Origin of the sequence: Flavobacterium davisii, assembly GCF_042182265.1 — a bacterium.
Classification (GTDB): domain Bacteria; phylum Bacteroidota; class Bacteroidia; order Flavobacteriales; family Flavobacteriaceae; genus Flavobacterium; species Flavobacterium davisii.
In genome coordinates, this window is the sequence record NZ_CP097869.1 from 951,001 (window position 1) to 964,194 (window position 13,194).

Genomic DNA, 13,194 nt, shown 5'->3' on the forward strand with positions numbered 1-13,194 from the left:
TTAAAAAACAACCACAGATGCACAGATTAAAATAACCTATAAAAAATAATCTTTTAATATTTATTTCCGCAAAGCGGAATTATAGAATCTGTGTATCTGTGGTTATTTCTTCCATTTTTTTAAATGTTTTAAACCCAGATTCCGCATTAGACTTCGTTGTGAAACAAAATTTTTCAATAAATTCAAGTGCTCACGGAAAATTTTAGAAGAAGAAATAGTGAACTATTTTGATGATTAAAATTTGAGTACGTGCTTGAATTGGAAGAAAAATAAAGTGGAATAGATTTACTTCGTCTATTCGCTACGCTCGGGTCTAATGCGTAATTTGGGTTAAAAGCGAATGCCCTGATAAAAATTTAATTTTTTTATCCCTAAAACAATTTTATTCTATCTTTGCTACACACTTTAGGGGTGTCTGCATAGCAGGCTGAGATTTTACCCTTTGAACCTGATCTAGTTCATACTAGCGTAGGGAAAAGTAAATGACTTCTTGTATAGTATTATTAGCTGTACGTGTAGCCATTCCTAAAGTTTTAAAACAATATGGAATGGAACTTATAATTAATCAAGAAAAAAAAATATTTGAGAATGATGCGCTAACCGTGCAGCAACTCCTCGATATCGAATTACCTAATAAACAAAAAGGTATTGCGATCGCTATTGACCAACAAGTTATCCCTAGATCGCAATGGGAAAACACTACTGTACACTCTAATCAAAAAATAATCATCATTAAAGCTACGCAAGGGGGGTAATTTTTGTTTCAGGTTTCAAGTTTTTTTAGTTTATAAACTGTAGTCTAATAAATCTACTCGTTAATAAAGTTTTCAACTAAACTTTCTGTAAACTTACTTTATGAGACCTCAGCCTCAAACCTGAAACTTGAAACCTGAAACTTTATCACGAAGCTTCGGGACTGAAACTTTAAACTAAAAATATATGGAAAATACAATCACAAGAGCACCTTTTCCTAATTCGAAAAAGGTGTACATTCAAGGAGAAATGCACGACATTCAGGTCGCTATGCGTGAAATAACATTATCAGATACTAAACTGACAAACGGACAAGTAGAACAAAATCCGCCCGTAACGGTTTATGATACTTCTGGTGCTTATACAGATCCTACTATCGAAATTGATGTCCGCAAAGGATTACCTCGTTTGCGTGAGCAATGGATTTTAGATAGAAATGATGTCGAAATTTTAGATGAATTAAGTTCAGATTATGGAAAACAACGTTTAGCCGATGAAAAATTAGATCATTTGCGTTTTGAATATCTGCACCAACCTATGCGTGCCAAAGAAGGGGCTAATGTAACCCAACTATACTACGCAAAACAAGGTATCATCACGCCTGAAATGGAATACATTGCTATCCGTGAAAACCAACGTATAGAACAATTAGAAACGGCACAAAAAGCAATGTGTCATCAGCACGCTGGAGAAAGTTTTGGTGCAAGAACTCCTAAAGGTAAAATTACAGCCGAATTTGTTCGTAGTGAAGTTGCTGCTGGGAGAGCGGTAATTCCAAATAATATCAATCATCCAGAAAGTGAACCTATGATTATAGGGCGTAATTTTCTAGTAAAAATCAATGCTAATATTGGTAATAGTGCGGTGACTTCTAGTATTGAAGAAGAGGTTGAAAAAGCCGTTTGGGCTTGTCGCTGGGGAGCGGATACCATTATGGATTTATCAACTGGTAAAAACATACACGAAACCCGCGAATGGATCATTAGAAATTCACCTGTGCCTATAGGGACTGTGCCTATTTACCAAGCCTTAGAAAAAGTAAAAGGGGTGGCTGAAGACTTGACTTGGGAAATTTTCCGTGATACTTTAATAGAACAATGTGAACAAGGAGTTTCCTATTTTACCATACACGCTGGGGTTTTATTGCGTTATATTCATTTAACAGCAAATAGGGTAACTGGTATTGTTTCTCGTGGTGGTTCCATTATGGCAAAATGGTGTTTATTTCATCACAAAGAAAATTTCTTATACACACATTTTGAAGACATTTGCCAAATATTAAAACAGTATGACGTAGCCTTTTCTTTGGGTGACGGCTTACGTCCTGGATCGATTGCTGATGCCAATGATGCGGCACAATTTGCCGAATTAGAAACCTTGGGTGAATTGACAAAAATTGCTTGGAAACACGATGTGCAAGTATTTATTGAAGGTCCTGGTCACGTACCTATGCATTTGATTAAGGAAAATATGGAAAAACAATTAGAATGTTGTTCCGAGGCTCCTTTTTATACTTTAGGACCATTAACTACCGATATTGCACCAGGTTACGACCATATCACATCGGGGATTGGTGCGGCAATGATTGGTTGGTTTGGCTGTGCAATGCTATGTTATGTTACACCAAAAGAACATTTGGGTTTACCAAATAAAAAAGACGTAAAAGATGGCGTAATCACGTATAAAATTGCTGCACACGCTGCCGATTTAGCAAAAGGTCACCCAGGAGCGCAATACCGTGATAATGCGTTAAGCAAAGCCCGATTTGAATTCCGTTGGGAAGATCAATTCAACCTTTCTTTAGATCCTGATACAGCACGTGAATTCCACGACGAAACACTTCCTGCGGATGCAGCAAAAGTAGCTCACTTCTGCTCGATGTGTGGTCCTAAATTCTGCTCGATGAAAATTTCACAAGAAATTAGAGATACTGCTGTCGAAGAAGGACTTAAAGCTAAATCGGAAGAATTTATTGAAAACGGTAAAGAGATTTATGTCTAATTTTTATTTGTGAACCTGACCGCAAAGTACGCAAAGGTTTACGCAAAGCTCGCAAAAAAATTGAGAAACTTTGTGAAGCTAATCGCAAAAGGCGCAAAAAAAGCTTTGTGAGACGTAGTGAAAAACTTTGTGAGACTTAGTGAACCTAACCGTTAAGCTCGCAAAAACTTTGTGTGACTCTGTGCAAAAACTTTGTGAAACTTAGTGAACCTAACCGCTAAGCTCGCAAAAACTTAGTGAACCAAAAAATGATGCTACTATCAACAGAACATACTATAGAAAATGAAATCCAAACCCTGCATCAACTATTTGAGGCAGGGCTTACTCATTTTCACATTAGAAAACCTAACTATACTTTGCAAGAAACAAAAGCATATCTAGATAAAATTAACTCCGCTTTTCATCCATTTTGTGTGGTATATTATCCTGAATTAGTAAATGAATACGGGTTGAAAGGAATCCATCAAACTAGTCATAACAGAAGTTTTCTTGTACCAACTACAAAAAGTTTATCCACCTCAACGCATAGTATTACAGAATTTAATGAACTTGATTCAGCATATCATTATGCCTTTTTGAGTCCGGTCTTTCCTAGCCTTTCAAAAGCTAATTATCACCATCCTGAGATTCTTCATCAAATTGCTCAACGTACAAATTTTAACACCCAACTAATAGCTTTGGGAGGAATTTCAGAAAAAAATATTTCCGAAGTACTTCCGTATTTTAACTCGGTTGCTTTGTTAGGTGCCATTTGGTTACATCCTAATCCTATAGAACAATGGAAAAAATGTCAAAACATCGTCCTTTCGTACTCAGCCTAGCGGGCTTTGATCCTTCGGCTGGAGCGGGTGTTCTTGCTGATGTTAAAACATTTGAAATGCATCAGGTATATGGCTTAGCTGTGATGACTGGCAATACGATTCAAACGGAAGACACCTTTCTCAAAATGGAGTGGATAGATACTTCTTGGGTAATGGATAGTCTTAACCATCTTGCGGAACAATATGAAGTACAAGCAGTGAAAATTGGAATTATTCCAAGCTTAGAAACATTGGATACTTATCTAAAAACCATAAAACTTTTGTGGCCAAAAGCTAAAATTGTTTGGGATCCTGTTTTGAAAGCTACGGCAAACTATGAATTTACTTCACTTATTGATGATTATTTACCAACTATTTTGAAACAAGTTGACCTCATCACTCCTAATCATAATGAATTAGATATCCTAGTGCCCCAAGCTATTACTCCACAAGAAAAAGCTAAACTATTGGCACAACATAGTACGGTTTTATGGAAAGGCGGACATAATATATCCCAACTAGGAACAGATTATTTGATTATAAACGATGAAACGCATATTTTGAGACCTTCTACTAACAAAATATATCCCAAACACGGTTCGGGTTGTATTTTATCCTCTGCCATCACGGCACAATTGGCTTTAGGGGAATCACTTCTAGATAGTTGTAAAAAAGCCAAACAATTTATAGAACAAACATTAAACACCAACACCAATTTATTAGCCTATTATGTTACCTAGAATTCAATTTATTTCGCAAGGAACTTCAAATGAAGCCCAATTATATTCTATTCAAAAAGCGCTTGATGCTGGAATAGAATGGGTGCAATTACGCTATAAAAATGTGCCCGAAATAGAAGTATTTCGATTGGCAGAAAAAATAAAAAAAGAAACAGATCAATACAATGCTTTATTGACTATTAATGATTACCAAACCATTGCTAAAGCCATAGATGCACACGGTTTACATTTAGGACTTACTGACGGGAGTATTGAAGAAGCTAGAAATTTATTAGGCAATGCTAAAGTAATAGGTGGTACTGCAAATACTCTTGAAGATGTACAGCAACGCATTTCCGAAAAATGTGATTATATAGGTTTAGGACCTCTAAGATATACTAGCACCAAAGAAAAATTAAGTCCCATTTTAGGATTTGAAGGATACCAATCGATAATTGATAAAATTCCTAAAGTCAACCTATCGAAACCTCTTTTTGCGATAGGAGGAATTGAAGAAAATGACCTTCCTAGACTAATGGAAATTGGATTGTATGGCATAGCCGTTTCTGGTTTAATTTGTAATGCTACACAACCAAGTCAAATTGTAAAACAACTCAACGAAACACTTTATACGTATGCTTAACATAGGAAATACCACTTTTAGCTCCCGATTATTTGTTGGCACTGGAAAATTTGGTTCTAGTCAAATAATGGAAGAAGCAATTTTAGCCTCTGGTTCAGAATTAGTAACGGTAGCCTTAAAAAGAGTCGATTTTGAAACCGAAACTGATGCGATTCTTTCGCACCTCAACCATTCCCATATTCAATTATTACCCAACACTTCAGGAGCTAGAAATGCAAAAGAAGCTGTTTTCGCAGCCCAATTAGCTCGCGAAGCGATGGAAACGAATCTTGTAAAACTCGAAATTCATCCTGATCCAAAATATTTACTTCCTGACCCCATCGAAACCTTAAAAGCTACGGAAGAACTTGCTAAACTAGGATTTGAAGTCTATCCTTACATTCACGCCGACCCCGTTTTATGTAAATTACTGGAAGAAGTGGGTACCGCTGCCGTGATGCCTTTAGGCTCTCCCATAGGAAGTAACAAAGGACTACGAACTATCGATTTTTTAGAAATTATCATCGAACAAAGTAAAGTACCTGTAATTATTGATGCAGGTATAGGTGCTCCGTCTGATGCTGCTAAAGCAATGGAACTAGGTGCCGATGCTGTGTTAGTTAATACCGCAATTGCCGTAGCTGGAAATCCAGTGGCTATGGCACAAGCATTTAAAGAAGCCGTTATTGCAGGGCGTAGAGCTTTTGAGGCCCAGTTAGCCAATCCGCTAGCACAAGCCGAAGCCTCTAGTCCGTTAACATCGTTTTTATAAACTCACTATTTAAACCTAACTTTAGACCTAACAGGTTTTAAAACCTGTTAGGTCTGGATAAAAGGATTAGTAAAAATTATGACCTTTAAAACTGTATTTGAAAACTATTCTTGGGAAGCTGTTGCCAGCCGAATTGCCTCGGTAACGCATCGTGATATACAAAACGTTTTGCGTAAACCTAAACGAAGCATCGAGGATTTTCTAGTCCTTCTATCTCCCCTAGCCCAAGAGTATTTAGAATCTATGGCGCAACTGGCTCATCAACTCACGCAAAAACGCTTTGGGAAAACCATTCAGCTGTATGCGCCTATGTATTTGAGTAACGAGTGCCAAAATATTTGTACCTACTGCGGATTTAGCCTTGACAATAAAATCAAAAGAAAAACACTTTCAGATAGTGAAATTCGGCAGGAAGTAGAAGCACTAAAAGCGATGGGCTACGATCACGTTTTGTTGGTAACGGGTGAAGCTAATTATACCGTTCACATTGGTTATTTCCTAAATGCTATTGAAGTCATTAAAAACGATTTTGCGAATATTTCCGTTGAAGTGCAACCGCTTTCACAAGAAGAATACGAACAATTGCATCAAGCAGGTGTGTATTCTGTATTAGTATATCAGGAGACCTATCATAAAGAAGTATATAAACAATACCATCCTAAAGGAAAAAAATCCAACTTCGATTTTAGATTAGAAACGCCTGACCGTATAGGGAAAGCAGGTATTCATAAAATAGGATTAGGAGTTTTATTAGGACTTGAAGATTGGCGCGTAGATAGCTTTTTCAATGCCTTACATATTGATTATTTGCAAAAGACCTATTGGAAAAGTAAATATTCGGTTTCTTTTCCTCGCCTCCGACCAGCAGAAGGTATTATCGAACCTAATTTTATAATGGAGGATAAAGACCTGCTCCAACTCATTTGTGCTTACCGTATTTGGAATGAAGATCTTGAAATCTCAATTTCTACGCGTGAAAATGAACATTTTCGGAATCATATTATTCCTATTGGTGTTACCACAATGAGTGCAGGGTCTAAGACCAATCCAGGAGGTTATGTTGTCGATCCACAAACTTTGGAACAATTTGAAATTAGTGATGAACGACCCGTGGCTGAAATTGCGCAGTTGATTAGCGCAAAGGGTTATCAACCTGTTTGGAAGGACTGGGATAGGGCTTTTAGAAGTTGAGTTGGAAGTTGGAAGTTGGAAGATGGAAGTTGGAAGTTAGAAATGGTCTCTGTGAAACTTTGTGCTTTACTTTGTGAACCTCTGTGTAACAAAAAAATAGAATTTAGAAGTGAAAAAGATGGAAGATGCAAGTTGGGTGAAGCTGAACTTGAAACTTGAAACAAACCTTAAACTTTGAACTTGAAACAAATAAACCTGTAACCAATTTAAAAAAAAGGAGCGAAATATTATTTATGCTTACGATACCAGATTATTTACGTTATTCTAAACATCTTCTTGTTCCTGAAATAGGGGAAGAAGGTCAGTTAAAAATCAAAAATGCTAAAGTGCTCGTGATTGGTGCGGGTGGCTTAGGATGTCCCATTTTGCAATACCTCACTTCGGCTGGTGTAGGTACGCTGGGTGTAATTGATTTTGATACGGTGGCATTGCATAATTTGCATCGCCAAATCCTATATACCGAGATAGATATTGATTTACCAAAGGTTAACCAAGCAAAAATGGCGCTTGAAAAACTAAACCCACTAATAGAGATTCAGGTATTCAACCAAAAACTAACCCTTGAAAATGCTCCTTCCCTATTTGAAAACTTTGATATTATTGTAGATGGTTGCGATAATTTTACTACTCGGTACCTAGTAAACGATATTTGTGTACAATTAGGAAAGCCGCTGGTTTATGGAAGTATTTTTAAGTTTGAAGGGCAATTAGCAGTATTCAATCATAACGGAAGCAAACAACTACGTGATCTATTTCCAGATTCACCCAACCCTGAAGATGTTCCTGATTGTTCATTAAATGGTGTAATTAGTTCGTTACCTGGTATTATAGGTACAATGATGGCACAAGAAACGTTGAAAATGATTATAGGTTTACCTGTGTTAACCAACGAATTGATTGTTTTTTCAACATTTAACTGGGAGTTTCAAAAGTTTGCGTTTTAATTATCTTTTAAAAATGTATACTATATATTCTTTTTTTATTTTTGCTAAAAACACAAAAAATTGAATACATACGAAGCAATATTAATACATCCAGATGTTACAGGCGGAAGAGTGTCTGGAAACTTACAGATTAAAACGAATGGGATTTTCTTTGAATCAGGTGTTATAAAGTATCATATTGGTTTTACTTCACTTTCCATTACTGTGGGAGGTGCAGCAAATAGATTTATCTTTTTTTTAGATACAAGTATTAATTCTATTTCTATTTACACTGCTGATAAATCCATTTTAAAAGACAGCATCTTAGTATCAAATAATAAATTCAAACAAGAAATCAAAAAATCAAAAAGCGCTTTAAATGGACCATTTAGAGGAATAATAATAGCTTTAATTATAATTGGATTCTTCATCGGTTCTCTTTATGTTTTAAAAGACAAAATGGTAGAAGGTATTGCCAGTCAACTCCCTATTTCTTGGGAACAAAAAGCGGGTGATAAACTATTTAATACCTTATCATTACAATATCATTTTATAAAAAATGATACCTTAAAAAATGAATTTATAAAAGTTGCTAAACCTTTATTTAACCAAATAGAAAAAGAAGGTTATGAAGTAGATTTATATTTCGTTAAAGACCCCACTATAAACGCATTTGCCCTTCCTGGTGGCAAAGTAATTATTCAAACAGGATTGATAGAGAATGCTAAATCTTGGGAAGAAGTTATGGGCGTACTTAGTCACGAACTTTCACACGTTACTAGACGTCATCATTTACGAGGAATCATTAATAATTTAGGCATTTTTGCCCTTTTATCAGCTACTGTTGGCGATGTAAGTGCCATAGCAGGTACATTTATCAATATGGGCGGCGAATTAGCCTCCTTGTCTAACAGTAGAGATTTTGAAATAGAAGCAGATGAAACAGGAAGGCAATATCTAGTAAATGCTAAAATTAATCCAGCTGGATTACTATCATTCTTCAAAACTTTAGAAAAAGAAGAAAAAACAATTTTAGATTCGACTGCGGTTAAAGATATAGATTTATCTTTCCTATCAACGCATCCTGATACAAAAACCCGTATTAAAAAATTAAAAGAAAAACAAAAAGAAGATAAAACCCCATATCCCGTATTACCTAACACTTTTAATGATTTTAAAGCCAAACTTTTAAAAATAAAATAAACGATGAAAATTAAAACAGAAGGAAAACCTGCTTTTGCTTATGTGATGGTCGAACTCGAACCGGGAGAAACTATTATTGCAGAATCAGATGCAATGTCTAGTATGTCGGCAGAACTAGATTTAGATGCTAAGTTCAATGGGGGATTTTTGGTAGCATTAATGAGAAAATTCTTAGGAGGTGAAAGTCTTTTCATTAATCATTTTAGGAATAATACCAGTAAAACACTTTCGCTACATTTAACTCAAACGACACCAGGAGATATAGAAATTAAAGAATTAGACGGTACCCAAAGTTATTGCATACAAAGAGGTGCTTATATTGCTTCTGAAAAAGGAGTTAAACTAAGCGTAAAATGGGCTGGTTTAGGTTCATTAATTGGAGGCGAAGGTTTATTTAAACTAGTAGTATCTGGAACTGGAAGAGTAATTTTTGGTGCTTATGGCGGAATTCTTGAAAAAGAAATTGATGGCGAATATATCGTAGATACAGGACATCTTGTGGCCTATGAGCCAGGAATGAAACTTAAACCCCAATTATCAGGCGGTATTTTTAGTAGCTTCTTTGGCGGTGAAGGCTTTGTTACGAGAGTAGAAGGAAAAGGAAAAATATATATCCAAACAAGAAATATATCTGGTTTAGTTTCTTGGATTAATAGACAATTATAATTGAACGTATGGATACACAATATACAGAAATACTGGGAAAATCGACTACTTTAAATGTTGATTTACAAATGAGACCAAGTTCTACCGCTGCGGTAATCAAACTAAAACCAGGAGAAGAGTTTACTGCCGAAGGAGGATCCATGATTGCTATGAGTCCAAGTATCACTATGACTACCTCAACACAACAAAAAAAATCAGGTGGTTTTTTAAAAGGTCTTAAAAGAATGTTATCTGGCGAAAGCTTTTTCTTAAATCATTACAAAGCAGGAAATGAAGGCGGCACCGTTTTTTTAAGTACAACACTAGCTGGAGATATGATGGTCAAAGAACTTCGTGGCGAAGGTATCATTGTACAAGGAGGATCTTATGTAGCGAGTTCACCAGACATTACAATCGATATGAGTTTTCAAGGATTCAAAAATTTGATTTCTAAAGAAGGACTTTTTTGGTTAGCAGTAAAAGGACAAGGAACCGTAGTTGTCAATTCTTTTGGCGCTATTTACCCTATTCAAATTGATGGTGAATATATAGTAGATACAGGGCATATTGTAGCTTTTGAAGAACACCTAAATTTTACACTTACAAAAGCGGGTAAAAGCTGGATAAATTCAATTTTAGGAGGAGAAGGATTGGTATGTAAATTTAAAGGTCAAGGAACCGTATGGGTACAATCTCATAATACGTCAACATTTGGAGCAATACTAGGGCCTAAACTTAAACCAAGATAATATTTATGGAAACGCAAAATAAAGGATTCAAATTCAAAATGGATTGCAAACCAGATTTTGGTTTTGTAACCATCAATATACCTGCTGGAGAAAAATTAAAGGTGGAAGCAAGCGCAATGGCCACTATGGATACTAATCTTGAAATGAAAACGACACTCAAAGGTGGTTTTTCAAGATTTTTGACAGGAGAGTCATTATTCATCAATGAATTTACGGCAAAAAATGGATCAGGAGATATTCAATTAGCACCTGCTTGTCCAGGCGACGTAGAGCATATTTATCTAAACAGCGAAACGATCTATATTCAGAATAGTGCTTTTTTAGCTTCCTCAGAAAATATTACCGTTGAATCAAAATTTCAAGGCTTGATAAAAGGTTTCTTTTCAGGCGAAAATTTATTCTTAATCAAATGTTCTGGCGATGGCGATCTTTGGTTTAATTCCTATGGCGGAATCATTCCTATCGATGTGGAAGATGGCTATGTAATAGATACAGGTCATATTGTAGCCTTTACCGAAGGGCTAACGTATGATGTAACCAGAGTAGGTGGTTACAAATCACTTTTCTTTTCGGGCGAAGGATTGGTATGTAGATTTGAGGGAAAAGGAAGAATCTGGATTCAAACTAGAAAAATAAATCCGTTCTTGAGCTGGACATTCCCTTTCAGACCACAGAAAAAGAAAGACTAAAAGTTTTAAAAAGAGGTTGTCCTAAACCCTTTTGGATAACCTCTTTTCACTTGCTTTTCAAGATTTCAATAAAAGCCTCTCTTGGTATTTCCTGACACCCCAATGATGCCAAATGATCATTATAGATTTGGCAATCCAATAGTTTATATTTATTTTTCTTCAAATGAGCAACTAATGAAATAAAAGCTATTTTAGACGCATTACTTACATGTGAAAACATGCTTTCTCCACAAAAAACAGTATCCATATCAACACCATACAATCCTCCCACTAACTGCTCATCCAACCAAACCTCTACTGACATTGCTTTTCCTATTTCGTGTAAATGCGTATAGGAATCTATCATTTCATCTGTAATCCAAGTACCATACTGACCTGGACGATAAATTTGTTGGCAATTGATCATTACCTCTCGAAAAGATTGATTAAAAGTCACCTTAAAGATACCTTTATTCATTATGTTTCGCATACTTTTAGAAGGCTTAAACGCATCTGGAAACAAAACCATGCGTAAGGGAGGGCACCACCACAAAATAGGATCGTTATCATCAAACCAAGGAAAAATACCATTTTTATAAGCCAATAATAATCTTTCTGGTGACAAATCGCCTCCCACGGCTAATACGCCTTCTTTTGAAGTTTGTTCAACGGGAGGAAAATATAATTCTTTGGTTATAAAATACATATTCAAATTTAATATTTATGTCAATAAAAAAAGTCATTCAAAACGAGGAATATCAATAAAGATTTTTCACTTCGTTCCGAATGACATTCTTATATCTGAGTTCTAAAAATTACATTCTGAAATTAGAAAGGTAAGTCATCATGTTCTTCTTCATTAAAACTGGGTGCTGGCTCAAAAGCTTGTGCAGCAGGCATTGGAGGCATTTGTTGAGACATGGCTGGTTGAGCTGTTTGCATAGGTTGTACTCTTTCAATTCTCCAGCCTTGAATGGTATTAAAATATTTAGCTTCTCCTTGTGGGTTAATCCACTCACGACCACGTAAGTTAATGGATACTTTTACTTGTTCTCCCACTTGAAAGTTATTTAAATCATCTACTTTTGCTTGAGTAAACTCAATCATGATGTGTTGTGGATATTGCTCCTCCGTTGTAACTACTAACTCTCTCTTCTTAAAAGATGCACTAACCTCTTGTGTTGGGTTAATCATTTTAATTCTTCCTGTAACTTCCATGATAACGTGTATTAATTATTTTGCTAACAAGACTTTCCATGCAGAAAGTATGTCTTGATTTTTTAAATATTCTTTTGCTAACTGTTTGATTTTTAAAGTGTCTTTAGTAATTAAAGCTTCTTGTAATGAACTATTTTGCTGTGCAAAGATAATGATTTCTTCTTCTTTTGGCAATGCTTCTATATTTCCTAGCATACCTAAATCATTTCCAGTAAAGAAAGCATCCTCTTTTATATAACTAGGAATGGCATCTACTCCAATGCCTAAAGTGATCAAAGGTTTTGGTACTTCAAAAAGACCTCTATTAGAACGCGAATACCAATTTCCACCCAAACGAGCTACTAAATCAATTTTGTGTTGATCAATTATACCATTTTCATCTAAAATAGCTTCCTCTATATGAATCTTAACAACTTCACAAATGATAAGATTACCTGCGCCTCCTTCTTTTCCTAATGCAATTACCTCGTTAACTTTGCACTCAAATTGTACAGGAGATTCTGCAACCCGAAATGGTTTGACAAGGTCAGAGGGTAGGGCAGTAAGACCTGCTTTTTCAAATTCATTTACGCCTTCTGCATATTCAGTACTAGCAAGTGACATTTGTTGCACAATATCGTAATTCACGACATTTATTACAACCTCTTTCATTTCTAATGCGTTTTCTAAAGTATGTTTGGTCGTATTTCCTCTGACTCTTCTGGCTGGAGAAAAAACTAAAATAGGCGGATTGGCACTAAAAACATTAAAAAAACTGAAAGGTGATAAATTAGGCCTTCCTTTTGCATCTATCGTACTAGCAAAGGCAATAGGTCTTGGTGCAATAGCACCTTGTAAATAGGACTGAACTTGTGGTGTAGATAATTCAGCAGGAATGAAACTTTTCATTTATAAATTGGTTTTTAAACAAAAATAAGAAAAGAAGCTATA

At 35.6% G+C, this 13,194-nt stretch carries 15 protein-coding genes and 1 riboswitch; of the genes, 12 read left to right on the forward strand and 3 right to left on the reverse strand.

Translation table 11 applies throughout. The annotated features are described in order from the left end of the window. The first annotated feature begins 397 nt into the window (after nt 1-397). A riboswitch (TPP riboswitch) is annotated at nt 398-492 on the forward strand. The 12 genes from thiS to NAB20_RS03905 all read left to right on the forward strand — a co-directional run bounded on the left by thiS (nt 483) and on the right by NAB20_RS03905 (nt 11,067). Next, the gene (gene thiS / locus NAB20_RS03850) at nt 483-755 is read left to right on the forward strand and encodes a sulfur carrier protein ThiS (RefSeq protein ID WP_375605537.1); all 273 of its coding nucleotides are present in this window, start codon (nt 483-485) and stop codon (nt 753-755) included. It overlaps the preceding riboswitch by 10 nt. Before the next feature lie 184 nt (nt 756-939). Beyond that, nucleotides 940-2,754 carry a phosphomethylpyrimidine synthase ThiC gene (gene thiC, locus NAB20_RS03855; RefSeq protein ID WP_375605538.1) on the forward strand — a complete coding sequence of 605 codons (1,815 nt, stop codon included), beginning with the start codon at nt 940-942 and terminating at the stop codon, nt 2,752-2,754. A 248-nt stretch (nt 2,755-3,002) separates the two neighbouring features. Further along, nucleotides 3,003-3,575 (forward strand): thiamine phosphate synthase, encoded by a 573-nt coding sequence (locus NAB20_RS03860; protein ID WP_375605539.1) that lies wholly within the window; start codon nt 3,003-3,005, stop codon nt 3,573-3,575. A 56-nt stretch (nt 3,576-3,631) separates the two neighbouring features. Continuing rightward, nucleotides 3,632-4,294 (forward strand): PfkB family carbohydrate kinase, encoded by a 663-nt coding sequence (locus tag NAB20_RS03865; RefSeq protein WP_375605540.1) that lies wholly within the window; start codon nt 3,632-3,634, stop codon nt 4,292-4,294. Continuing rightward, on the forward strand, nt 4,284-4,916 hold the full coding sequence (gene thiE / locus NAB20_RS03870; protein WP_375605541.1) for a thiamine phosphate synthase: 633 nt from the start codon (nt 4,284-4,286) through the stop codon (nt 4,914-4,916). The genes NAB20_RS03865 and thiE overlap by 11 nt, the downstream gene beginning before the upstream one ends. Continuing rightward, entirely contained in the window at nt 4,909-5,667 is a 759-nt protein-coding gene (locus tag NAB20_RS03875) for a thiazole synthase (RefSeq protein WP_375605542.1), read from the forward strand. Before thiE ends, NAB20_RS03875 begins: the two co-directional genes overlap by 8 nt. A gap of 75 nt (nt 5,668-5,742) precedes the next feature. After that, nucleotides 5,743-6,858, forward strand: a complete 1,116-nt coding sequence (thiH, locus tag NAB20_RS03880; RefSeq protein WP_127823417.1) for a 2-iminoacetate synthase ThiH — start codon at nt 5,743-5,745, stop codon at nt 6,856-6,858. A gap of 233 nt (nt 6,859-7,091) precedes the next feature. Further along, on the forward strand, nt 7,092-7,802 hold the full coding sequence (locus tag NAB20_RS03885; RefSeq protein ID WP_235878849.1) for a HesA/MoeB/ThiF family protein: 711 nt from the start codon (nt 7,092-7,094) through the stop codon (nt 7,800-7,802). Nucleotides 7,803-7,862: 60 nt separating this feature from the next. Further along, on the forward strand, nt 7,863-8,984 hold the full coding sequence (locus NAB20_RS03890; RefSeq protein WP_105195145.1) for a M48 family metallopeptidase: 1,122 nt from the start codon (nt 7,863-7,865) through the stop codon (nt 8,982-8,984). Nucleotides 8,985-8,987: 3 nt separating this feature from the next. Then, nucleotides 8,988-9,650 (forward strand): TIGR00266 family protein, encoded by a 663-nt coding sequence (locus NAB20_RS03895; RefSeq protein WP_105195146.1) that lies wholly within the window; start codon nt 8,988-8,990, stop codon nt 9,648-9,650. A gap of 8 nt (nt 9,651-9,658) precedes the next feature. Then, a complete protein-coding gene (locus NAB20_RS03900; protein WP_105195147.1) occupies nt 9,659-10,378 on the forward strand; it encodes a TIGR00266 family protein in 720 nt (239 codons plus the stop codon). Between the two features lie 5 nt (nt 10,379-10,383). After that, the gene (locus NAB20_RS03905; protein WP_375605543.1) at nt 10,384-11,067 is read left to right on the forward strand and encodes a TIGR00266 family protein; all 684 of its coding nucleotides are present in this window, start codon (nt 10,384-10,386) and stop codon (nt 11,065-11,067) included. A gap of 46 nt (nt 11,068-11,113) precedes the next feature. Here NAB20_RS03905 and aat read toward each other — a convergent pair whose 3' ends face one another. The 3 genes from aat to NAB20_RS03920 all read right to left on the reverse strand — a co-directional run bounded on the left by aat (nt 11,114) and on the right by NAB20_RS03920 (nt 13,152). Continuing rightward, nucleotides 11,114-11,752 (reverse strand): leucyl/phenylalanyl-tRNA--protein transferase, encoded by a 639-nt coding sequence (gene aat, locus NAB20_RS03910; RefSeq protein ID WP_375605544.1) that lies wholly within the window; start codon nt 11,750-11,752, stop codon nt 11,114-11,116. Between the two features lie 122 nt (nt 11,753-11,874). Continuing rightward, nucleotides 11,875-12,264, reverse strand: a complete 390-nt coding sequence (locus NAB20_RS03915) for a DUF3127 domain-containing protein (protein WP_088392386.1) — start codon at nt 12,262-12,264, stop codon at nt 11,875-11,877. A gap of 15 nt (nt 12,265-12,279) precedes the next feature. Further along, complete coding sequence (locus tag NAB20_RS03920) at nt 12,280-13,152, reverse strand: flavin reductase family protein (protein ID WP_088392384.1); 873 nt, start codon at nt 13,150-13,152, stop codon at nt 12,280-12,282. Nucleotides 13,153-13,194 lie beyond the last annotated feature (42 nt).

What these genes read in the sequence shown, in the direction of transcription:
- NAB20_RS03865 (WP_375605540.1), top strand. Translation starts at nt 3,632, where the DNA reads ATGCATCAGGTATATGGCTTAGCTGTGATGACTGGCAATACGATTCAA.
- aat (WP_375605544.1), bottom strand. Translation starts at nt 11,752, where the DNA reads ATGTATTTTATAACCAAAGAATTATATTTTCCTCCCGTTGAACAAACT.
- thiC (WP_375605538.1), top strand. Translation starts at nt 940, where the DNA reads ATGGAAAATACAATCACAAGAGCACCTTTTCCTAATTCGAAAAAGGTG.
- NAB20_RS03875 (WP_375605542.1), top strand. Translation starts at nt 4,909, where the DNA reads ATGCTTAACATAGGAAATACCACTTTTAGCTCCCGATTATTTGTTGGC.
- NAB20_RS03895 (WP_105195146.1), top strand. Translation starts at nt 8,988, where the DNA reads ATGAAAATTAAAACAGAAGGAAAACCTGCTTTTGCTTATGTGATGGTC.
- NAB20_RS03900 (WP_105195147.1), top strand. Translation starts at nt 9,659, where the DNA reads ATGGATACACAATATACAGAAATACTGGGAAAATCGACTACTTTAAAT.
- NAB20_RS03920 (WP_088392384.1), bottom strand. Translation starts at nt 13,152, where the DNA reads ATGAAAAGTTTCATTCCTGCTGAATTATCTACACCACAAGTTCAGTCC.
- NAB20_RS03915 (WP_088392386.1), bottom strand. Translation starts at nt 12,264, where the DNA reads ATGGAAGTTACAGGAAGAATTAAAATGATTAACCCAACACAAGAGGTT.
- thiS (WP_375605537.1), top strand. Translation starts at nt 483, where the DNA reads ATGACTTCTTGTATAGTATTATTAGCTGTACGTGTAGCCATTCCTAAA.
- NAB20_RS03885 (WP_235878849.1), top strand. Translation starts at nt 7,092, where the DNA reads ATGCTTACGATACCAGATTATTTACGTTATTCTAAACATCTTCTTGTT.
- NAB20_RS03905 (WP_375605543.1), top strand. Translation starts at nt 10,384, where the DNA reads ATGGAAACGCAAAATAAAGGATTCAAATTCAAAATGGATTGCAAACCA.
- thiE (WP_375605541.1), top strand. Translation starts at nt 4,284, where the DNA reads ATGTTACCTAGAATTCAATTTATTTCGCAAGGAACTTCAAATGAAGCC.
- NAB20_RS03860 (WP_375605539.1), top strand. Translation starts at nt 3,003, where the DNA reads ATGATGCTACTATCAACAGAACATACTATAGAAAATGAAATCCAAACC.